A 20,094-nucleotide genomic window follows, 5' to 3' on the forward strand; every position below is an offset into this window, starting at 1 on the left:
GGGACAGCCGCCGCCGCTCACCCACGGAGGAGAGGGCGTCGTGACCGCGGAAACCTCCCAGACGCTCGACCGAGGACTGCGTGTCCTCAAGCTGCTCGCCGACACCGACCACGGTCTGACGGTCACCGAGTTGTCCAACAAACTCGGCGTCAACCGCACCGTGGTCTACCGTCTGCTCGCCACGCTGGAACAACACACCCTGATCCGCCGTGACTTGGGCGGCCGGGCGAGGGTCGGTCTCGGCGTGCTGCGCCTGGGCCGCCAGGTGCACCCGCTCGTACGGGAGGCGGCGCTGCCGGCGCTGCGCTCGCTGGCCGAGGACATCGGGGCCACCGCCCACCTCACGCTGGTCGACGGCTCGGACGCGCTGGCCGTCGCGGTCGTCGAACCGACCTGGACCGACTACCACGTGGCCTACCGGGCGGGCTTCCGCCACCCGCTGGACCGGGGGGCCGCCGGCCGGGCGATCCTCGCCGCCCGCCAGAAGCCGGTGGGCGAGACGGCCTTCACCCTCACCCACGGCGAACTCGAAGCCGGCGCGAGCGGCGCGGCGGCGGCGCTGATGGGTGTGACGGGGGTGGAGGGCAGCGTCGGCGTGGTCATGCTGGCGGACTCCGTACCCGAGCGGGTGGGCCCCCGTGTCGTGGACGCGGCCCGCGAGGTCGCGGACGCGCTGCGCTGACGCGTTGCGCTGAGAGACCCAGCCCGTCCGGCGTTTGAGGACGGAACCGGCTCGCCGGGGACCGACGCCCTCGGTGGGCCGAAGCCCCGGCCGGGTCGCACGTTAGATTGGGGCGCGTGTTCACACCGCCCCGCACCCTCGCCCTGGCCGCCCTCCCCGTCGCCGCGCTCCTCGGCGTGGCCGCCTTCGCGCCGCTGCCGTTCACGCTCGCGCAGCCGGGGACGACCGCGGACGTGCTGGGGGACGACCGCGGCACCCCCGTGATCAGCATCGAGGGGACCCCGACCCGCCCCACCGAGGGCGAGCTGCGGATGACGACGATCGTGGCGACCGGCCCCGAGGAGGAGGTCGGCATCGGTGACGTCGTCGACAGCTGGTTCCGTACGGACAGGGCCGTGATGCCCCGCGACTCCGTCTACCCGACCGGCGGCTCCGAGAAGGAGATCGAGCAGCACAACCTGGACGACATGGCGGAGTCCCAGGACGCCGCCGTGGACGCCGCGCTGAACTACCTGGGCCTGGGGCCCGGCTCCGTCGACGTCACCCTGCACCTGGCGGAGGTCGGCGGCCCCAGCGCCGGCCTGTTCTTCGCGCTCGGCATCGTCGACAAGCTCGACGGCGACGGCTCGGGCGGCGACCTCACCGGCGGCCGCACCATCGCCGGCACGGGCACCATCGAGGCGGACGGCGAGGTCGGCGCGGTCGGCGGGGTGTCGCTCAAGACGCAGGCGGCCCGGCGGGACGGGGCGACCGTCTTCCTCGTACCGAAGGCCGAGTGCAAGGAAGCGAAGTCCGAGCTGCCGAAGGGCCTGCGCCTGATCCCGGTCACGACGCTGAAGGACGCGGTGAACTCGCTGCGGGCCCTGGACCGCGGCGGGAAGATCCCCGGCTGCTGAGCTTCGGGACGCTACGCCGTACGAGGGGCGTGGGCCGGGCGGCCGGGGCCGGTCGGGAGCACGCGCAGGCCCACCTCGACCATGGTCCAGCCCAGTGTGCTCCGCAGCTTCCGGCGCAGGGCGGTGCGGCGGGCGAGGCGGAGGTCGCGGACGTGGAGGCGCGTCTCGGGGGAGTGGACGCGGTACGGAGCGAGGTAGGTCTCGGGGTTCATGGCGGTCGGTCCCTTCAGTCGGTGCGGCGCGGGAAGACGTGCAGGTGGGTGCGGACGACGGCGGAACCCTCGGTGTCCTCGGGGACGCGGCCGCGGTAGCTGTTGATCAACTCGTGTATCCGCTCGACGAGTTCGAGGGAGAGCTCGGGGGTGAGGCGGATCTTGAAGTTGCTGAGGCTGGAGCCCTCGTACCACTCGCGGGACCATTCGTGCATCGTGCCGAGCCAGGTGCCCAGCTCCTGCGCGTGCAGCGTGGCGATCTCGTGCAGGACGAGGCCCATGGCGCCTCGGACCTCGGGGTCGGCGTCGTGCAGGAGGTCCGCGTCGAAGGAGGTGCCGGCGTGCGCCGCCCGCCACCAGCGTTCGCGGCCCTTGCCGCGCGTCGGGTCGTCCTCGACGAAGCCGTACGAGGCCAGTTGGCGCAGGTGGTAGCTGGTGGCCCCGCTGGACTCGCCCAGCCGGCCGGCGAGGCCGGACGCGGTGGCGGGGCCGTGCTCCCGCAGGGCGTTGAGCAGGCGGAGCCGCAGCGGGTGGGCGAGCCCGCGCAGGGCGCGGGCGTCGATGTTCAGGAGATCCGGTTCGGCCGCCGTCGCGCTGTGGTCGTCGTGCGGTTCGTCGAGTGGCATGGCTCCACCGTAGAGTTGCAAAGAGAGTTTTGCAACGGGCCTTTGCAAAGGATCTTTGTAACTCTCCCCGGCCCCGCCGCCTCTCACCCCTCCTTGATGAACCCCTCCTCGATCAGCCAGTCCTTCGCCACGTCGTGCGGGTCCTGGCCCTCCACGTCCACCTTGGCGTTCAGGACCTGGGCGACCTCCGTGTTCAGCCGCTTGCTGAGCGGGTCGAGGAGGCCGGCGATCTCCGGGTACTTCTCCAGCGTCGGGGTGTGCACCACGGGCGCCGCGTTGTAGTTGGGGAAGAAGTGCTTGTCGTCCTCCAGGACCACCAGGTCCATCGCCTTGATGCGGCCGTCCGTGGTGAAGACCTCGCCGAGCAGGCAGGAGTCGGACTTGGAGACCTGGGTGTAGATGATGCCCGCGTCCATCTTGCGGATGTTGGCGGCCGGCAGGGACATCCCGTACTTCTTCTCCATGCCGGGCAGCCCGTCGTCGCGCGAGGCGAACTCGTTCTCGACGCAGACCGTCACCGCCGAGGGGTTCTTCTTCGCCAGCGCGGCCACGTCGGAGAGCGTCCTCAGGTGGTACTTGGCGTTGTTCCTGCGGCTGATGGCGAGCGCGTAGGTGTTGTTGAGGGTGGAGGGCGGCAGCCAGGTCACCCCGTTCTTCAGGTCCGCGTCGCGCACCGCCTTCCACTGCTCCATCGGGTCGGCGATGGGCTCGGCGTGCCCGAGGTAGGTGATCCAGCCGGTGCCCGTGTACTCGTACTCGGCGTCCGCGTCGCCCTGGATGAGCGCCTCGCGGGCGCTGGTCGAGCTGGGCAGGTTCGTCCGGTCGAGGACCTCCGCCCCGGCCGCCTTGAAGATCAGCCCGATCATCTGGCCCAGGATGATGTTCTCGCTGAAGTTCTTCGAGGTGACGGTCAGCGACGCGCCGTCCAGCGGCTGCCCCTGCCCGACGGACCCGGGCACCACGTCGTCCACCATCGGCGACCCGCTCTTCAGCCCGCACCCCGCCAGCACCAGGGCCAGCGCGGCCCCGCCCGCCAGGGCCGTACGCGCCCGCCGCGCCGTCCGCCGCGTCCTCATCGCCCCACCTCCAGACCGCGCGGGGTGAGCGCCACCTCGGCCAGCGAGGCCAGCCAGTCCACCAGGAGCGCCAGCACCACCGTCAGGACCGAGCCGAGCACCAGGACCGGCATGCGCTGGGTCTGGATGCCCGAGGTGATCAGGTCGCCGAGCCCGCCGCCGCCCCCGAAGGTCGCCAGGGTCGCCGTGCCCACGTTCAGCACGAGCGCGGTCCTGACCCCGGCCAGGATCAGCGGGACGGCGAGGGGGAGTTCGACCCTGGTGAGGGTGCCCATGGCCGACATGCCGATACCGCGCGCGGCCTCCACCATGCTCGGCTCGATCGCCCGGAGACCGGCGACCGTGTTGGAGAGCACCGGCAGCACCGCGTAGATCACCATGCCGGTGATGGCGGTGGACGGGCCGATGCCGAGCCAGATCACCAGCAGGGCCAGCAGGCCGATCGCCGGGGTCGCCTGCCCGATGTTGGCGATCGCCGTGACCACCGGAGCGGCTTTGCTCAGGCCGCGCCGGGTCAGCGCGATGCCCAGCGGGATGGCGATGATCAGCACCCAGAACGTGGAGATCGCGGTCAGCCTCACGTGCTGCCACCAGCGCACCTCGACCGTGTCACCGGCCAGCGAGTTCTCCGCGACCGAGTCGAGGTGGACGTTCTCGATCCAGACGTACGTGAGGATCAGCACCACCGCGAGCACCGCCGGCAGCACCACCAGCTTGCGCCAGGTGATCCGGCGCGGCGGCTTCGCCGGCCGCGGGGCGGGCTCGGCCTCCTCCTCGTCGCGGAAGGCGCGGCCCTGCACGTCGTGCTCGCCCGGCGGCCGTTCGCGGCCGGGTGCGGGGGAGGGCCCGGAGGGGGAGTCGGGGGTCATGCGCCCGCACCGCCCTCCTGCTCCTGGGCGGTCTGGTGGACGCGCAGCTCCTCCAGGTCGTGCTGGTGCTCGATGGCGGTCAGCCGGTCCGCCTCCAGGAGTTCGTGCACCGAGTTCATCAGGGTGTGCATGTCGACGACCCCGGTGAACTCGCCGCGCCGGCCGGTGACCGCGACCCGCCCGCCGCTGTCCGTGAGCACCGCCTCCAGGGCGTCGTGCAGCGTGGCGTCCCGGGTCACCGTGTCGTGGATCAGCTGCCCGGCCCGCGCCAGGGAGCCCCGGGCCCGCATCAGGTCGCCGCGCCGCAGCCACTTGTAGGGGCGGTTCCTGCGGTCCAGCATCAGCAGTTCGTTGTACGAACCGGCGCGCAGCTTGTTGAAGATCGACTGGAGGGGGTCGTCCACCGTCACGGTCGGGAAGTCGGCGATCTCCACCTCCCGCACCCGGGTCAGGTTGAGCCGCTTCAGGGCCGCGCCCGCGCCGACGAAGCCGGAGACGAAGTCGTCCGTCGGGTTGGTGAGGATGGCCTCCGGGGTGTCGAACTGCGCGATGTGCGACCGCTCGCGCAGCACCGCGATCCGGTCGCCCAGCTTGATCGCCTCGTCGAAGTCGTGGGTGACGAAGACGATCGTCTTGTGCAGTTCGTGCTGGAGCCGGATCAGCTCGTCCTGGAGGTGGTCGCGGGTGATCGGGTCGACCGCGCCGAACGGCTCGTCCATCAGCAGCACCGGCGGATCGGCGGCCAGCGCCCGGGCCACGCCCACGCGCTGCTGCTGGCCGCCGGAGAGGGCGCGCGGATAGCGGCCGTGGAACTCGCGCGGGTCGAGGCCGACCAGGTCGAGCATCTCCTCGACCCGGTCCTTCACCCGCGACTTGGACCAGCCCGCCATCTTCGGGACGAGGGCGATGTTCTCGGCGACCGTCATGTGCGGGAAGAGGCCGGACGACTGGATCGCGTACCCGATCTTCCGGCGCAGCTTCACCGGGTCCATGTCGGTGACGTCCTCGTCGCCGATCCTGATCCGGCCGGCGGTCGGCTCGATCAGCCGGTTGATCATCTTCAGCGTGGTGGACTTCCCGCAGCCGGACGGCCCCACGAAGATCACGGTCTCGCCGGCCCTGATCTCCATCGACACGTTGTCCACGGCCGGGCTGGGGTTGCCCGGGTAGCGCTTGGACAGGTTCTCCAGCTGGATGGTGGCGCCGGAGGTGGTTTCGGGCGTGGGCGGCTGCCCGGATTCCGCCGCGGTATCAGACACGGATCCCCCTCGGGATGGTGAGCCGGCCCAGCAGGACGTACGCGGCGTCGAAGAGCAGGGCGAGGACGACGATGCCGAGGGTGCCCGCGAGCACCTGGTTGATCGCGTTGGCGCTGCCCAGGGAGGCGATGCCGCGGAAGATCTCGTTGCCGAGGCCGGGCCCGGAGGCGTACGCGGCGATGGCGGCGATCCCCATCAGCATCTGGGTGGATACCCGGATGCCGGTGAGGATCGGCGGCCAGGCCAGCGGCAGTTCCACCTTGAGCAGCTGCGCGGTCCGCGACATCCCGATCCCCTTCGCCGCGTCCACCAGGGCGGGGTCGACGCCGCGCAGGCCCACGATGGAGTTGCGGACGACGGGCAGCAGCCCGTACAGCGTCAGGGTGATCACCGTGGGGGCGACCCCGAGGCCGACCAGCGGGATCAGCAGACCGATGGCGGCGAGGGACGGAATGGTCAGCACGGTCGCCGTCGAGGTGATCGCCACCGAGGAGCCCCAGCCGCTGCGGTAGCTGACGACCCCGATCAGGACCCCGAGGAGGGTGGCGATGACCATGCACTGGAAGACCGCGCTGACGTGCTGGAAGGCGTCGGTGAGCAACTGCTGGTGACGGTTGGCCACGTACTCCCAGAAGCTCACCCGTCACTCCTCGGCTCAGTCGGTGTCCTGCGCGGCCTGCTCGACGAGCGGGATGACGCGCAGGGGCACGGCGTTCTCCATGACGATGGCCGTGGAGGCCCGGACAATGCCATCAAATCCGACAACCCGGTCGATCACCCGCTGGAGATCCGCGTTGGACCGGGCCACCAGCCGGCACAGCATGTCCCCGTGCCCGGTGGTGGTGTGCAGTTCCAGCACCTCCGGTACACCGCTCAAGTGCGCCCGTACGTCGGCTCCTTGGCCCTGTTTGATCTCCAGCGTGGCGAACGCGGTGACCGGGTAGCCGAGGGCCGCCGGGTCGACGTCCGGACCGAAGCCGCGGATGACGCCATTCGACTGAAGGCGGTCCAGGCGCGCCTGCACCGTCCCGCGCGCCACGCCCAGCCTGCGCGACGCCTCCAGGACACCGATCCTGGGTTCACGCGCCAGCAGCACGATGAGCCGCCCGTCCAGTCGATCGATCGCCATGCCGTCCTCCGGGGTCGGTGTGATGGGCACCATGTACAGATAGCCCGGTCATCATGGCCACTCACTGGGCAGATTGACCAGTGATCATGCGAACTGTTGCGCACCTTGCGGAGTGGCGGGAACCTCGGGGCATGACAGAGACGATGCACAGCACCCCCGAGACGTCCCGGCAGGCCGACCCCTTCCCCGTCAAGGGGATGGACGCCGTCGTCTTCGCCGTCGGCAACGCCAAGCAGGCCGCGCACTACTACTCGACGGCCTTCGGCATGAAGCTGGTCGCCTACGCCGGACCGGAGACCGGTAGCCGCGAGACCGCCAGCTACGTCCTCACCAGCGGCTCCGCCCGCTTCGTCCTCACCTCCGTCGTCAAGGCGTCCTCCGACTGGGGCCACTTCCTCGAGGACCACGTCGCGGCGCACGGCGACGGCGTCATCGACCTCGCCATCGAGGTCCCGGACGCGCGCGCGGCGTACGCGTACGCCGTCGAGCACGGCGCCACCGGCATCGAGGAGCCCTACGAGACGAAGGACGAGCACGGCACCGTCGTGCGCGCCGCCATCGCCACGTACGGCAAGACCCGCCACACGCTCGTCGAGCGCTCCGGCTACGACGGCCCGTACCTGCCCGGCTACGTCGCCGCCACCCCGATCGTCGAGCCGCCGGCCAAGCGCTTCTTCCAGGCCATCGACCACTGCGTCGGCAACGTCGAGCTCGGCCGGATGAACGAGTGGGTCGCGTTCTACAACAAGGTCATGGGCTTCACGAACATGAAGGAGTTCGTGGGCGACGACATCGCGACCGAGTACAGCGCCCTGATGTCGAAGGTCGTCGCGGACGGCACGCTCAAGGTCAAGTTCCCGATCAACGAGCCGGCCATCGCCAAGAAGAAGTCCCAGATCGACGAGTACCTGGAGTTCTACGGCGCCGCCGGCGTCCAGCACATGGCGCTCGCCACGAACGACATCGTCGCCTCGGTGAAGGCGATGCGCGCCGCCGGTGTGCAGTTCCTCGACACCCCGGACTCGTACTACGACACCCTCGGCGAGTGGGCCGGCGAGACCCGGGTGCCCGTGGAGACCCTGCGCGAGCTGAAGATCCTCGTCGACCGCGACGAGGACGGCTACCTGCTGCAGATCTTCACCAAGCCGGTCCAGGACCGCCCGACCGTCTTCTTCGAGATGATCGAGCGCCACGGCTCGATGGGCTTCGGCAAGGGCAACTTCAAGGCCCTGTTCGAGGCGATCGAGCGCGAGCAGGAGAAGCGCGGCAACCTGTGACCCGCACGGCATGAGTGAGGGGCGGGCCGGAATCCGGCCCGCCCCTCGTCGTGCTCGCGCCGCGGCTCAGCGAACGGCCGCCGACGGTGCGGCGGACGGCTGTACGGGTGCCTGCGGGGCGGGCGCCGAGGGGGCCGGGACCGCCTGCTGCCCCTGCGGGCCCGCCGCGGGGGCGGGGGCCGGGTCACCGGCGGGCGCGGGCGGCTGCTGCGGTGCCGGGACCTGCGGGGCCGGGGCCTGCGGGGCCGGCCGCACGACCGCCGGGGGCTGTGCCAGGGTGTCCAGCGCCTCCTGCGCCAGCGGTGCGTCCAGCGGGGAGAACGCCGGGTTGGTGCGCAGGGCCTCCTCCAGATGGCGGCGGGCCGCCCCGTAGTCGTTCACCGCGCGCCGCACCATGCCCAGGTGGTACGCGTACGAGGCGTTCCGGCCGCCCGAGTCGACCGCCCGCTGCGCGTACTCCAGCGCCGCCCCCGAGTCGCCCGACCGGTGCAGCGCCCAGCCCAGCGCGTCGGCCACCGCCGCGCTGCGGTGCCCCCGCTCCCACGTGCCCCGCAGCAGTTCCACCGCCGCGTCCGCGTCTCCGTGCGCGGCCTCGAAGCGGCCCAGGAGCAGCGACTCGTCCACCCCGCCCGCCCTGCCCCGGTCCAGCGCCGCGCGGAGCTTCTCGTACTGGTTCGTCGAGTCCCCGTCGAGCCCCATCGACTCGTACAGCTCGCCCAGCTCCAGCAGGTACACCGGGAGCGGCGACTTCGCCAGGGCGGCCTGGTAGTCCCGTACGGCCTCGTCGGTGCGGCCGAGGGCCGCGAGCGCCCGGGCCCGCCCGGCGAGCGAGGGGTGGTGGCCCTTCTCGGCGCGCAGCGCCGCCCCGTACCGGGCCACGGCCTCCTCCGGCTCGCCCCGCTCCCAGGCCAGTTCGCCCAGCCTGGCCAGGCAGGCGGCCTTCTCGGCGGGCGTCCTCGCCCGGTGCGCCGCCTCCCGCGCGGTGGCCAGCGCGTCCTCGGGCCGGCCCCGGTCCCGGTACATCTCGGCCGCCCGGCCCAGCGCCGGCACCCCGGCCCGCAGCTCGGTGAACCTCTCCACCGCCGTGATCGCCGACTTCCGGTCGCCGAGGCCGTTGTAGGCGTCGATCAGCTCCGGGTAGACGGTCCACTCCTTGGGCTGCCGCGCCCGTACCGTCTCGCCCCACTTCTTCGCCGTCACGAAGTCGTGCCGGGCGTTGGCGAGCGAGGCGAGCCCGACCCAGGCCGCCGTGTTGCCCTTCTCGCCGGGCCGCACGTTCAGCGAACGCTTCAGCGCCTGCTCGGCCCGGGTGTAGTACGCCGGGTCGGCGGCCCGCCGTCCCCACTCCACGTACGCCGATCCCAGCACCGCCCACGCGGGCGCGTCCGAGGGGTGCGCGCCCACCCACTTCCGCCGGTCCCCGATGAGCGCCGTCAGATCGGGGAGCGAGGCGGGGGAGCCGGCGGCCGTCGCGCTCATCGCGCGCGAGACCGGGCCGGACACGGGCGCCGCCTCCTTGTCCTCGTCGGGCACCGCGACCACCGCCCCCGTCACCAGGACCGCACCCGCCACCATGCCGAAGGCGGCCCGGCGCAGGGTCGTACGCATCGAGGGCGGCGGCGGTTCGGCCAGGGACGCGGGGACCGGCGGGAGAGCGGCGGGAGCGGGCCGGTCGGTGTCGAAGGAGTCCTCGGGCCCGGGGGCCCTCGGGGGCTGCTGAGGCGTGAGTTCCATGCCGCTCACTGTGCGTCAGTATGAAGATCGCACTGTGTCTTGGGGTCGCCACCGCGGACGGGTTCACACCAATGGGCCCGGGCACCACGCACGGCGCCGCCGGCTCCCGCCCCCACCCACCACCGCGTTCCCACCCCCGGCCGCTCCGGTCCCCCATCCCGCCGAGGCCGGCGGGCCCGCGAACCCGGCGAGGTGTTCCGAGCGGCTCCGCCCCCGGCCCGCGCTCCTCAACTCTCCCCGTCCTGCGACTCGTCCGACGGCCACGGGTCGCTCATCCACAGATCGTCGGCCGGCAGCGGCGCGAGGAGTTCGGCCAGGCCCTCGTCGATGCCGAGCCGCTCGCTCTCCGTACCCGCCGGGACCACGCGCAGCGTCCGCTCCACCCAGACCGCCACCGCCGAGGACTCCACCTCCAGCAGGGCGTTGCCGTCCGGCGACGTCAGCGCCACGCAGATGACGCCGTTCCCGTCCACCTTGGTGGGCCAGATCCGCACATCGCCCTGCCCGCACGGCCGGAACACCCCCTCCACCAGCAGATCGCGGGCGAACGTCCAGTGCACCGGCGTGTCCGAGGTGATGTGGAAGGTGACGTGCACCGCGTACGGGTCCTCGGTGCGATACGTCAGCCTGGCCGGTACGGGGATGCTGCGGTCGGGCGACAGGACCAGCTTGAGCTCCAGCTCGCGTTCCACGACGGTGTGCATGAGGGCGTCCTTCCCTTGTCCCGGACCGGTCCCACGACCGGCCCGCACGAGTGGGAGCGCCCTCGCCGCCATCCATTACGCGACTTCGCGAAAAAAGTTCCGCGTGACCGGAAAGTGGGCCAAACACCCGGACGGGCCCGGGGATACGCGCCTGTCTGATAGATGTGGACTCCTGTATTGAGGCCTCGAAGAGATACGGGACCACGGTGATGAGCGCCCCAACCCCGGCACCCGGTGACGAAAGCCCCCGCGAGGGGTACTACCCCGACCCGTCCATCCCCGGTTACGTCCGCTACTGGAACGGCGCCTCCTGGGTCCCCGGCACGAGCCGCCCGGCTCCGAAGCAGGACGGGGCACCGCCCGCGGCCACCGCTCCGGCCCCCACTCCTGCGCCGGCCCCGGCCCCCACTCCGGCTCCGGCTCCGGCTCCGGTCGAGGAGACCGGTCCGGTGTTCCTCGACGAGGAGCCGTACGCGGCCAACCGCCCCGAACCCGCCACCGCCTGGCAGGCCGACGCCTCCCGCCAGGCCGGTTTCGGCGGCGACCGGGACCGCCGGGTGTCGTGGGGCGGTACGGGGGAGAGCGGTACGGGGCCGGGGGCCCCGGAACCCGCGGGCCGCGACCGGCGCTCCCCGGCTGCGGGCACCCCTGCCCCGGCGGCCCCTGCCCCGGCGGCCCCTGCCCCGGCCGCCTCCGCCCCGGCCGCCCCCGCCCCGGACGACGCGAAGCCCGCCGTTCCCCCCGCTCCCTCCGCCGAGATCGCCCGCCGTACCCCTGCCTCCGCGGAGGTCGCCCGCCGCGCCCCTGCCGAAGCCGCCCGCCGCACCCCGGTGGACCCGGAACGGGCCGACCGCGCCCCGGCCGGCGGCGGTGTGCCCGGCATGCGGGAGGGCGGGGCAGCCGCGCCCGAGAAGACCGTCGCCATCCGCGTCACCCGCCCGGCCCGCCCCGGCTCCGCGGCGGGCGGGGACAGCGCGCGGCCGCCCGCCGAGAACACCGTCGCGATCCGGGCCCTGCGCCGCCCCGATGGCGGTCAACAGCCGCCCGCCGCAGGCGCGATGCCCTTCCGCGCGCTCGACGCGGGCCCGGCTGCGCCGGCCACCCCCGCCGCGCCCGCGCGGCAGACGCCGGCCACCCCCGCCGCCCCCGCCGCCCCCGCCGCGCCCGCGCGGCAGACGCCGGCCGCGCCCGCGCGGCAGACGCCCGTCACCCCCGCCGCGCCCGCGCGGCAGGCCCCCGCCGCTTCCCCCGCGCCCGCGTGGCAGGCCCCCGCCGTTCCCCCCGGGCCCGCGCGGCAGACGCCCGTCACTCCCGCCGCGCCCTCGCCGCGGGCAGCCGCATCCGCATCCGCGCCCGCTCCCGTACCGCCCCGGCAGGCGGGCCCGGGTGCCTCCTGGGGGCAGCAGGAGCCCATGAGCCCCGCGGCCGCGGCGCCGCAGGCACGGCCCGTCGAGCCGGTCGCGCCCTGGAAGCCCCCGGCCGACGACCACTTCCAGCGGCTCGCGGCGGCCCGCGCCTCGGGCCGCCCCGCCCCGCTCGGCAAGCGGTTCGCCGCCCGCCTCATCGACACGGTGCTGCTGGGCGCGCTCACCGCGGCGGTCGCCGTGCCGCTGGCCGGCCGGGCCGCGGACCACATCGACGACAAGATCGACGCGGCCAAGCTGTCCGGCGAGACGGTCACCGTATGGCTGCTGGACTCCACCACGGCCGCGCTGGGCGGTGCGGTGCTCGGGGTGTTCCTGGTGCTGGGCGTGCTGCTCGACGCGCTGCCCACCGCGAAGTGGGGCCGTACGCTCGGTAAGAAGCTGTGCGGGCTCGACGTACGGGACATCGAGTCCCACGAGACGCCCGGCTTCGGCGCCGCGCTGCGCCGGTGGCTGGTGTACGGGGTGCCGGGCGTCCTGCTGGTCGGGGTGGCCGGTGTGCTGTGGTGCCTGGTCGACCGGCCGTGGCGCCAGTGCTGGCACGACAAGGCGGCCCGCACCTTCGTCGCGGGCTGACCCCGTCCCCCGAATGGCGTCCCCCGAACGCCACTGAGCCGTTGCGGGGGCCCGGGGGGCGGGATGCACTGCCCCCATGAGCAACGATCAGCCGCCGCCCGGTCAGCCGCCCGAGGACGACCCCTTCAGGAAGCAGCCGCCCGGGAACCAGCCGCCGCCGTCGTCCGGCTCGCCCTACGGAAGCGCGCCGCCTCCGCCGCCGTACGACTCGGGGCCCTACGGGGGCGGCGGACCGTACGGCGGGCCGGACCCGCTCGCGGGGATGCCGCCGCTCGCCGAACCGGGCAAGCGCATCCTGGCCCGGCTGATCGACTTGCTGATCATCTCGATCCCGCTGTACCTGATCTCGCTGCCCTGGGGCGGCGCGGTCGGGATGTCGGACGACGGCGACGACGACGTCAGCGACATCTTCGCCCAGACCTACAGCGGCCATCAGCTGCTCTGGTCGCTGATCGGCCTCGTCGTCTATGTGGCGTACGACACGTACTTCACGCACAAGGACGGCCGCACCCTCGGCAAGCGGCTGCTGAAGATGCGGGTCGCGATGCTCAACGACGGCCGGGTGCCGGACACCGGGGCGGCGTTCCTGCGGGCCGTGGTGCTGTGGCTGCCGGCGCTGCTGTGCTGCCCGTGCCTGTGGTGGCTGATCAACATCGTGCTCATGTTCACGGACAAGCCCTACCGCCAGGGCCTCCAGGACAAGGCGGCCAAGACGGTGGTGGTGACCGTCAACTGAGGCTCAGCGCGGGCTCTGTGCGGAGACGGGGGCCCGGTCCTCGTCGCGGGCGGCGGGTGCGGTGCCACGGTGTGCGGACACCGGGGCGCTCGTACGCGCCGCCTTCGCCGTGGGCCGGCGCGACTTCGCGGGTACGGTGACGGACACCGCGAGACCGAGGGCGAGCGCGACCGTGCCGACGGCGGCGATACCGATGCCCGAACCGGTGCGGAACAGCAGCAACATGGCCAGGGTCGAGAGGACGACGGTGACCGAACCGTAGGAGAGCTGTGCGGCAGTAGGTCGCGGCATGGCTTCTTTTCCGTCCTCGGGACGTCGGATGGGCGGTCTCTCGACACGGTCGCACTGTCGAGCGACTCTATGACGGTGGATGCCCCCGAGGAACGGCCGGTAAGCGTAACCTAACCCACAGTGCCGGTGCACGGGGGGCGCATGGAGCCATCTCGCGCGCCCTCGGCAGGGCCTGACGCGCCGGTGGATCGCCGACGTCTCGTCCGGATACCGGAATGGCGCTCCTGCATAGTGCACTTGCACCATTCAAGTCAAGGTCTGTCTTTTCTTCCGTAACTCCGGTCGAATGGTGTCACTTGTGACGCGTTTTCCGCGCGCGGCCCCTTCACACTCCCGGCCGTCGCCGCGAAACGCCGGGGAGGACTGCAACACGTGATCATTAAGAGACGGGCGCTTCGGACCGGAGCGGTTGTCGTGGCCATGGCCGCGACGGCCGCCACCGCATCCGCCTTCGCCACCGCTCAGGCAGATGACCAGGCGTCAGGTACCGCTGCCTCGATCGACCGCCGGGACCCGGGGTCGGCCAAGGGCAACGACCACGACCTGGAGGGCCCGTTCAGCAAGCAGCAGGCCGCCAAGCGCCAGGCTGCCCTGGAACAGGTCATATCCGGCGACAAGAAGGTCTCGTCGCGCGAGGGCTCCAAGGTCGTCAAGCTCGACGACGAGAAGTACGTCGAGCTCGGCCGTGAGAAGACCGACAAGATCTTCACCATTCTGGTGGAGTTCGGCAACCAGGTCGACGACACGACCATGTACGACCCGGACGGCGCCGGCCCCAAGCCCGCCGTCAAGAAGTACGGCGGCACGCCGGGACCGGCGCACAACCAGATAGCCCAGCCGGACCCGAAGAAGGACAACAGCACCGCCTGGCAGGCCGACTACAACCAGGCCCACTTCCAGGAGATGTACTTCGGCACGGGTGCGGGCAAGCACTCGCTGAAGACGTACTACGAGAAGACCTCCTCCGGCCGCTACTCGGTCGAGGGCGAGGTCTCCGACTGGGTCAAGGTCCCCTACAACGAGGCGCGCTACGGCTCGAACTACTGCGGTTCGACCAACTGCGCCAACTCCTGGGACATGATCCGGGACGGCGTCAACGCCTGGGCCGCCGACCAGAAGGCCAAGGGCCGTACGCCCGAGCAGATCAAGACGGACCTCGCCCAGTACGACCAGTGGGACCGTTACGACTACGACGCCGACGGCGACTTCAACGAGCCCGACGGGTACATCGATCACTTCCAGATCGTGCACGCGGGCGAGGACGAGTCGGCCGGCGGCGGCGTCGAGGGCACCAACGCCATCTGGGCGCACCGCTGGTACGCGTACGGCACCAACGTCGGCGCCACCGGCCCGGCCCAGAACAAGGCCGGCGGCACCCAGATCGGCGACACCGGCATCTGGGTCGGCGACTACACCGCGCAGCCCGAGAACGGTGGCCTGGGCGTCTTCGCCCACGAGTACGGCCACGACCTCGGTCTTCCGGACCTGTACGACACGACCAACAGCGCCGAGAACTCGGTCGGCTTCTGGTCGCTGATGTCGGCCGGCTCCTGGCTCGGCACCGGCAAGGGCAGCATCGGGGACATGCCCGGTGACATGACCGCCTGGGACAAGCTCCAGCTGGGCTGGCTGGACTACGCCGAGGCCAAGGCCGCGACGAAGTCCACCCACAAGCTGGGCGTGTCCGAGTACAACACCAAGGACAAGCAGGCGCTCGTCGTCGCGCTGCCCGACAAGGCCGTCACCACCGCCGTCACGACGCCCGCCGAGGGCGCCAAGCAGTGGTGGAGCGACATGGGCGACAACCTCAGCAACACGCTGTCCCGTCCGGTCGACCTGACCGGCAAGGCCAAGGCGTCCCTGGACCTCCAGGGCTGGTGGGACATCGAGGCCGACTACGACTACCTCTACACCGAGGTGTCCACCAACGGCGGCACCAGCTGGACCGCGATCGACGGCACCGCCGACGGCAAGGCCATCCCGCGCGACGCCAGTGACAAGCCGGCCCTGACCGACGTCTCCGGCAAGTACCAGAAGCTGTCGTACTCGCTGGACGCCTACGCGGGCCAGAAGATCGACATCCGCTTCCGCTACGCCACCGACGGCGGCGCGGGCGGCGTGGGCTTCGCGGCCGACAGCATCTCGGTGACCGCCGACGGTGCGGCGCTGTTCACGGACAACGCCGAGGGCGACGACAACGGCTGGACCAGCAAGGGCTTCTCGCGGGTCGGCAAGACGTTCGCCAAGGAGTACCCGCAGTACTACCTCGCGGAGAACCGTCAGTACGTCAGCTACGACCAGACCCTCAAGACCGGCCCGTACAACTTCGGCTTCTCCCAGACCCGTCCGGACTGGGTCGAGCACTACCCGTACCAGAACGGTCTGCTCGTCTGGCTCTGGGACACCTCCCAGACGGACAACAACGTGTCGCAGCACCCCGGCCAGGGCCTGATCCTGCCGGTCGACGCGCACGCCAAGCCGCTGACGTGGGCGAACGGCGCGATCATGCGCAACAAGATCCAGCCCTTCGACGCCCCGTTCAGCTGGTACCCGACGGACGGCTTCACGCTGCACCTGGCCGACCAGGCCGTGAAGGTCAAGCCGCAGCTCGGCATCCCGTCCTTCGACGACCGCAAGGGCACCTACTGGTACAAGGAGAACCCGACCGGAAGCGTCAAGGTTCCTGACACCAACACCAAGATCACGATCATCAACGAGCCGCTCAACGGCGACACGATGACCGTCCAGGTCGGTGCCTCGACCAAGTAGGACCGCATCACCGCAGGTCATAGCGTGATCGGCCGTCGCCCTCTAGCGGGCGGCGGCCGATCGTGTTTAGGTGCCCCTGTTCACTTTCTTATTGACACGATGTCTCACGGGGGAGCTCGTACGCATGGCAGGCGGAGGATTCAGCAAGTTGCCGAACGGCAGTGTGGTCGTCGCGATCACCCTGCCGAGCCCGGCGGAGGGACCCGGGCCGGGCTCCCCGGTCCGGGTCCTGGTGCACGCGGCCAACCGGGCCCGCGCCCTGACCCGACTGCGCAACCTGGGCCTGCGCGCCGTCTACCTGCGCGGCAACGCCGAGCCGCCCACCCCGGACGAGATCACCGCGGTCCTGCACCACCCGGACGGCGTCCTGTGGCGCGCGAGACCCGAGCGGGCCCATGAGCTCTGGCACCCCATCCGCGCCCTCCTGAGGCCCGCCCCGCCGGCCGTCCCGGCCGGTCGGGGCTGACCCGGGTCCCGGGCCCTCAGACGACCGGCTCGCCCGTCAGCGCCACGCCCGCCTCGCGCAGCTCGGCCAGCGCCCGCTCCGTCGTGGCTTCGGCGACGCCCGCGGTCAGGCCGAGCAGCACCTGCGTGGCGAAGCCCTCCCGGACGGCGTCCAGCGCGGTCGCCCGCACGCAGTGGTCGGTCGCGATGCCGACCACGTCGACCTCGCTGACGTCGTGCTCGCGCAGCCACTCGGCGAGCCCGGTGCCGTTCTCGTCGAGCCCCTCGAAGCCGCTGTACGCCGCCGCGTAGGCGCCCTTGTCGAAGACCGTGTCGATCGCCCCGGAGGCGACCGCCGGCGCGAAATTGGGGTGGAAGCCCACGCCCTCCGTACCGGCCACGCAGTGCGGCGGCCAGGAGCGCTCGAAGTCGGGCGCCGAGGAGAAGTGGTCCCCGGGATCGATGTGGTGGTCCCGGGTGGCCACCACGTACCGGTAACCGGGCCGGCTCTCGCCGATCAGGTCGGTGATGGCGGCGGCGACATCGGCGCCCCCCGCCACGGCGAGGCTCCCGCCCTCGCAGAAGTCGTTCTGAACGTCCACGACGATCAAGGCGCGGTGCATGGTGGGTGTCCTTCGGGGTGGGGAGCGGTACGGGGACGGCCCCGAGCCTAGGGTTTTCAAGGAGGCAATCAAGCGTGCCGGCGCGAAATCGGGTGCGCGGGGCGCGGCCGCGCCCGCCGCGCACGGTCGAGCCCGCCCGGGGGCGCCTCTCCCGCCGTCCGGGCCGGGGGGAAGGCCGAGGACGGAGCGGCACGCCGGACGCCCCCGGGCCTACGCGCGGCGCCGCCTCACACGTACTCGGTGGGAATGACCGCCTCGCCGCGCGACAGCTGCATCGCCGACAGCGGCAGCCCCGCCCGCGCGGCGATGTGCCGCTCGCGCGCCACGTCCAGCGGCTCGCGCGCCACCACCTCGCCGCCCCGGACCAGCTCCACCAGCAGCTGCCGGCCGGCCAGCTCCTCGGGCACCGGGCCTGTGCCGATCACCTCGGCCTCGGCCACGCCCTCCTCGTCCAGCCGGCGCGCCGCCCACTTGCGACCGCCCTTCGAGGACTTCGCGCCCATCGACTTCTTCGCGACCGGCCGCAGCTCGTCCGCCGGGTCCGCCGACTCCGCGCGGGCGACGAGCTTGTAGACCATCGAGCACGTGGGGTGCCCGCTGCCGGTCACCAGCTGCGTGCCCACCCCGTACGCGTCCACCGGCGCGGCGGCCAGCGAGGCGATGGCGTACTCGTCCAGGTCCGAGGTCACCACGATCTTCGTCCCCGTGGCGCCCAGCTCGTCCAGCTGCTGGCGCACCCGGTGGGCGACCAGCAGCAGGTCGCCGGAGTCGATCCGTACCGCGCCCAGCTCGGGCCCGGCGATCTCGACCGCCGTACGGACCGCCGTCGCCACGTCGTACGTGTCCACCAGGAGGGTCGTGCCGCGCCCCAGCGAGTCGACCTGGGCCCGGAAGGCGTCGCGCTCCGAGTCGTGCAGCAGGGTGAAGGCGTGGGCGCTCGTGCCGACCGTCGGGATGTTGTAGCGGAAGCCGGCGGCCAGGTCGGACGTGGTGTCGAAGCCGCCGATGTACGCGGCCCGGGCCGAGGCGACCGCCGACAGCTCGTGGGTGCGCCGCGCGCCCATCTCGATCAGCCCGCGTCCGCCCGCCGCCGCCGACATCCGGGAGGCCGCGGCGGCGATCGCCGAGTCGTGGTTGAGGATCGACAGGATCACCGTCTCCAGCAGCACGCACTCGGCGAACGAGCCCTCGACCCGCAGGACCGGCGAGCCCGGGAAGTACACCTCGCCCTCCGGGTAGCCCCAGATGTCGCCGCTGAACCGGTAGTCCGCCAGGTAGTCCAGGGTCGGCCCGTCCACGATCGCCTGGTCGCGCAGGAAGCCGAGCATCTCCTCGTCGAAGTGGAAGTTCTCCACCGCGTCCAGGACCCGCCCGATGCCCGCGACGACGCCGTAGCGCCGCCCCTCGGGCAGTCGGCGGGTGAACGCCTCGAAGACCGAGCGCCGGCCGGCCGTGCCGCCCTTCAGCGCGGCCTGCACCATCGTGAGCTCGTACTGGTCGGTGAAGAGCGCTGTCGACGGCACACCGACCCGTCGCCCAAGGTCCGCAGAGTTCATGCCGGGGATGCTACCCCTATTTCGTCAAAGTGACGAGATGGGGGTGGCGGAGGCGGCGCGACGCGGGGGCCGTTTGTGCGAGGGGCCCCCGCGAGTGGCAGCATGGGTACGTGAGCGTCGCCCCTACAGAGATCGAACGTCCCGAATCGGCCGAGGACCACTTCGCCGTCCCCGAGCCCGACGTCCCCTGGGTGACGCTGGTCCACAACGACCCGGTCAACCTCATGAGCTACGTGACCTATGTCTTCCAGGCCTACTTCGGCTACTCCAAGGACAAGGCGCACAAGCTGATGCTCGACGTCCACCACAAGGGCCGCGCCGTCGTCTCCAGCGGCACCCGCGAGGAGATGGAACGCGACGTCCAGGCCATGCACGGCTACGGCCTGTGGGCCACGCTCACCCAGGACCGCAACTAGTGCCGCGGCACTAGCACCCGCACCGCCCGCCCGACCATCATCGGAGACAACCCATGGCCGGCCACTTCGAGGCCACCCCCGGCGGCGGCGCGGCCGTCGCGCTCGACGAGGTGGAGATCGCGATCCTGCGCTCCCTCGCCGTCCAGCTGCTCGAGCTCATCGGCCCCGGCGACGAGCCCGCCGAGGACGAGGACCCGCTCGCCGCCCTGTTCGCCGAGGGCCCCAGCGAGCCGCCCGCCGACCCGGCCCTGGCCCGCCTCTTCCCCGAGGCGTACGGCGACGAGGACGACGAACTGCGCGCCGCCTCCGCCGAGTTCCGCCGGTTCACCGAGAACGACCTGCGCACCCGCAAGCGCGAGGACGCCCTGGTGGTCGTCCGGACCCTGGACGCGCTGACCCCTGCCGGGGAGGGTGCCGTGCTCACACTGACCGCCGACGAGTGCCGCAACTGGCTCGGCTCGCTCAACGACCTCCGGCTCACCATCGGCACCCGCCTGGAGGTCACCGACGAGGACGACGACGAGGAGGGCTCGCTCTACCGGCTCCCCGACAGCGACCCCCGCAAGCCCATGGTCATGGCCTACCTCTGGCTCGGCGCCCTCCAGGAAACCCTGATCGAGACGCTGATGCCGTGACGCGGAGTGTCCGCGCCCGTGCCGCGCACGCTCAACGGACACTCAAATCCGAATAACGATCGCGTCACCTGAACGGTCTTTTTTGCAGCGCCCGGACCGCCTTGTCCGCTTTTACTTGTGATGTGCGCCACGGAACGTCCGCCGGATCACCGCTGTGCCC

At 72.0% G+C, this 20,094-nt stretch carries 21 protein-coding genes; 9 read left to right on the plus strand and 12 right to left on the minus strand.

The annotated features are described in order from the left end of the window. Positions 1-40 precede the first annotated feature (40 nt). Both ABZ564_RS18795 and ABZ564_RS18800 read left to right on the plus strand, forming a co-directional pair. Positions 41-682: a helix-turn-helix domain-containing protein gene (locus ABZ564_RS18795; RefSeq protein WP_136201975.1), complete on the plus strand. Its 642-nt coding sequence runs from the start codon at positions 41-43 to the stop codon at positions 680-682. A gap of 116 nt (positions 683-798) precedes the next feature. Further along, positions 799-1,578: a S16 family serine protease gene (locus ABZ564_RS18800; RefSeq protein WP_360857264.1), complete on the plus strand. Its 780-nt coding sequence runs from the start codon at positions 799-801 to the stop codon at positions 1,576-1,578. 11 nt (positions 1,579-1,589) lie between these two features. Here ABZ564_RS18800 and ABZ564_RS18805 read toward each other — a convergent pair whose 3' ends face one another. From ABZ564_RS18805 to ABZ564_RS18835, 7 genes are all read right to left on the minus strand, one after another. Then, the gene (locus ABZ564_RS18805) at positions 1,590-1,790 is read right to left on the minus strand and encodes a hypothetical protein (RefSeq protein ID WP_360857267.1); all 201 of its coding nucleotides are present in this window, start codon (positions 1,788-1,790) and stop codon (positions 1,590-1,592) included. Between the two features lie 14 nt (positions 1,791-1,804). Beyond that, the gene (locus tag ABZ564_RS18810; protein ID WP_360857269.1) at positions 1,805-2,416 is read right to left on the minus strand and encodes a winged helix-turn-helix domain-containing protein; all 612 of its coding nucleotides are present in this window, start codon (positions 2,414-2,416) and stop codon (positions 1,805-1,807) included. Between the two features lie 83 nt (positions 2,417-2,499). After that, positions 2,500-3,492: a glycine betaine ABC transporter substrate-binding protein gene (locus ABZ564_RS18815; RefSeq protein WP_360857272.1), complete on the minus strand. Its 993-nt coding sequence runs from the start codon at positions 3,490-3,492 to the stop codon at positions 2,500-2,502. Continuing rightward, positions 3,489-4,361, minus strand: a complete 873-nt coding sequence (locus tag ABZ564_RS18820; protein WP_360857275.1) for an ABC transporter permease — start codon at positions 4,359-4,361, stop codon at positions 3,489-3,491. Before ABZ564_RS18820 ends, ABZ564_RS18815 begins: the two co-directional genes overlap by 4 nt. Next, complete coding sequence (locus ABZ564_RS18825) at positions 4,358-5,620, minus strand: betaine/proline/choline family ABC transporter ATP-binding protein (protein ID WP_360857278.1); 1,263 nt, start codon at positions 5,618-5,620, stop codon at positions 4,358-4,360. The genes ABZ564_RS18820 and ABZ564_RS18825 overlap by 4 nt, the downstream gene beginning before the upstream one ends. Continuing rightward, positions 5,613-6,260, minus strand: coding sequence for an ABC transporter permease (locus ABZ564_RS18830; protein ID WP_360857281.1), 648 nt, complete (start codon positions 6,258-6,260; stop codon positions 5,613-5,615). The genes ABZ564_RS18825 and ABZ564_RS18830 overlap by 8 nt, the downstream gene beginning before the upstream one ends. 15 nt (positions 6,261-6,275) lie before the next feature. Continuing rightward, positions 6,276-6,749: an Lrp/AsnC family transcriptional regulator gene (locus ABZ564_RS18835; RefSeq protein WP_111331080.1), complete on the minus strand. Its 474-nt coding sequence runs from the start codon at positions 6,747-6,749 to the stop codon at positions 6,276-6,278. 131 nt (positions 6,750-6,880) lie between these two features. Between ABZ564_RS18835 and hppD the strand changes: the two genes are divergently transcribed. Next, positions 6,881-8,026, plus strand: a complete 1,146-nt coding sequence (hppD, locus tag ABZ564_RS18840) for a 4-hydroxyphenylpyruvate dioxygenase (protein WP_360857284.1) — start codon at positions 6,881-6,883, stop codon at positions 8,024-8,026. A gap of 66 nt (positions 8,027-8,092) precedes the next feature. Here the strand turns inward: hppD and ABZ564_RS18845 are convergent, their stop codons facing one another. Together ABZ564_RS18845 and ABZ564_RS18850 are read right to left on the minus strand one after the other, a co-directional pair. Beyond that, entirely contained in the window at positions 8,093-9,760 is a 1,668-nt protein-coding gene (locus tag ABZ564_RS18845; RefSeq protein WP_360857287.1) for a tetratricopeptide repeat protein, read from the minus strand. A 227-nt stretch (positions 9,761-9,987) separates the two neighbouring features. Further along, positions 9,988-10,464, minus strand: a complete 477-nt coding sequence (locus ABZ564_RS18850; RefSeq protein WP_360857290.1) for an SsgA family sporulation/cell division regulator — start codon at positions 10,462-10,464, stop codon at positions 9,988-9,990. A 209-nt stretch (positions 10,465-10,673) separates the two neighbouring features. On the opposite strand from ABZ564_RS18850, the gene ABZ564_RS18855 reads away from it, so the two are divergent. Next, positions 10,674-12,464 carry an RDD family protein gene (locus tag ABZ564_RS18855; protein WP_360857293.1) on the plus strand — a complete coding sequence of 597 codons (1,791 nt, stop codon included), beginning with the start codon at positions 10,674-10,676 and terminating at the stop codon, positions 12,462-12,464. Between the two features lie 76 nt (positions 12,465-12,540). After that, positions 12,541-13,200, plus strand: a complete 660-nt coding sequence (locus tag ABZ564_RS18860) for an RDD family protein (RefSeq protein WP_360857296.1) — start codon at positions 12,541-12,543, stop codon at positions 13,198-13,200. Positions 13,201-13,203: 3 nt separating this feature from the next. Here ABZ564_RS18860 and ABZ564_RS18865 read toward each other — a convergent pair whose 3' ends face one another. Beyond that, the gene (locus tag ABZ564_RS18865; protein ID WP_360857298.1) at positions 13,204-13,491 is read right to left on the minus strand and encodes a hypothetical protein; all 288 of its coding nucleotides are present in this window, start codon (positions 13,489-13,491) and stop codon (positions 13,204-13,206) included. 372 nt (positions 13,492-13,863) lie between these two features. Between ABZ564_RS18865 and ABZ564_RS18870 the strand changes: the two genes are divergently transcribed. Both ABZ564_RS18870 and ABZ564_RS18875 read left to right on the plus strand, forming a co-directional pair. Next, the gene (locus tag ABZ564_RS18870; RefSeq protein WP_360857301.1) at positions 13,864-16,260 is read left to right on the plus strand and encodes an immune inhibitor A domain-containing protein; all 2,397 of its coding nucleotides are present in this window, start codon (positions 13,864-13,866) and stop codon (positions 16,258-16,260) included. A 124-nt stretch (positions 16,261-16,384) separates the two neighbouring features. Further along, positions 16,385-16,726 (plus strand): hypothetical protein, encoded by a 342-nt coding sequence (locus ABZ564_RS18875; RefSeq protein WP_360857303.1) that lies wholly within the window; start codon positions 16,385-16,387, stop codon positions 16,724-16,726. A 16-nt stretch (positions 16,727-16,742) separates the two neighbouring features. Here ABZ564_RS18875 and ABZ564_RS18880 read toward each other — a convergent pair whose 3' ends face one another. Continuing rightward, entirely contained in the window at positions 16,743-17,327 is a 585-nt protein-coding gene (locus ABZ564_RS18880) for an isochorismatase family protein (RefSeq protein WP_360857306.1), read from the minus strand. Positions 17,328-17,554: 227 nt separating this feature from the next. Continuing rightward, a complete protein-coding gene (locus ABZ564_RS18885) occupies positions 17,555-18,883 on the minus strand; it encodes a nicotinate phosphoribosyltransferase (RefSeq protein WP_360857309.1) in 1,329 nt (442 codons plus the stop codon). A 110-nt stretch (positions 18,884-18,993) separates the two neighbouring features. On the opposite strand from ABZ564_RS18885, the gene clpS reads away from it, so the two are divergent. Both clpS and ABZ564_RS18895 read left to right on the plus strand, forming a co-directional pair. Beyond that, positions 18,994-19,299 (plus strand): ATP-dependent Clp protease adapter ClpS, encoded by a 306-nt coding sequence (gene clpS / locus ABZ564_RS18890; RefSeq protein ID WP_360857312.1) that lies wholly within the window; start codon positions 18,994-18,996, stop codon positions 19,297-19,299. A gap of 53 nt (positions 19,300-19,352) precedes the next feature. Continuing rightward, complete coding sequence (locus ABZ564_RS18895) at positions 19,353-19,934, plus strand: DUF2017 domain-containing protein (protein WP_360857315.1); 582 nt, start codon at positions 19,353-19,355, stop codon at positions 19,932-19,934. Positions 19,935-20,094: the final 160 nt, after the last annotated feature.

This window comes from Streptomyces sp. NPDC019224, from assembly GCF_040632605.1.
Classification (GTDB): Bacteria; Actinomycetota; Actinomycetes; order Streptomycetales; family Streptomycetaceae; genus Streptomyces.

Coding starts and splice junctions, on each gene's coding strand:
- ABZ564_RS18875 (WP_360857303.1), top strand. CDS start 16,385: ATGGCAGGCGGAGGATTCAGCAAGTTGCCGAACGGCAGTGTGGTCGTC.
- ABZ564_RS18885 (WP_360857309.1), bottom strand. CDS start 18,883: ATGAACTCTGCGGACCTTGGGCGACGGGTCGGTGTGCCGTCGACAGCG.
- ABZ564_RS18845 (WP_360857287.1), bottom strand. CDS start 9,760: ATGGAACTCACGCCTCAGCAGCCCCCGAGGGCCCCCGGGCCCGAGGAC.
- ABZ564_RS18860 (WP_360857296.1), top strand. CDS start 12,541: ATGAGCAACGATCAGCCGCCGCCCGGTCAGCCGCCCGAGGACGACCCC.
- ABZ564_RS18815 (WP_360857272.1), bottom strand. CDS start 3,492: ATGAGGACGCGGCGGACGGCGCGGCGGGCGCGTACGGCCCTGGCGGGC.
- ABZ564_RS18855 (WP_360857293.1), top strand. CDS start 10,674: ATGAGCGCCCCAACCCCGGCACCCGGTGACGAAAGCCCCCGCGAGGGG.
- ABZ564_RS18820 (WP_360857275.1), bottom strand. CDS start 4,361: ATGACCCCCGACTCCCCCTCCGGGCCCTCCCCCGCACCCGGCCGCGAA.
- ABZ564_RS18850 (WP_360857290.1), bottom strand. CDS start 10,464: ATGCACACCGTCGTGGAACGCGAGCTGGAGCTCAAGCTGGTCCTGTCG.
- ABZ564_RS18835 (WP_111331080.1), bottom strand. CDS start 6,749: ATGGCGATCGATCGACTGGACGGGCGGCTCATCGTGCTGCTGGCGCGT.
- ABZ564_RS18865 (WP_360857298.1), bottom strand. CDS start 13,491: ATGCCGCGACCTACTGCCGCACAGCTCTCCTACGGTTCGGTCACCGTC.
- ABZ564_RS18895 (WP_360857315.1), top strand. CDS start 19,353: ATGGCCGGCCACTTCGAGGCCACCCCCGGCGGCGGCGCGGCCGTCGCG.
- ABZ564_RS18805 (WP_360857267.1), bottom strand. CDS start 1,790: ATGAACCCCGAGACCTACCTCGCTCCGTACCGCGTCCACTCCCCCGAG.
- ABZ564_RS18810 (WP_360857269.1), bottom strand. CDS start 2,416: ATGCCACTCGACGAACCGCACGACGACCACAGCGCGACGGCGGCCGAA.
- ABZ564_RS18880 (WP_360857306.1), bottom strand. CDS start 17,327: ATGCACCGCGCCTTGATCGTCGTGGACGTTCAGAACGACTTCTGCGAG.
- hppD (WP_360857284.1), top strand. CDS start 6,881: ATGACAGAGACGATGCACAGCACCCCCGAGACGTCCCGGCAGGCCGAC.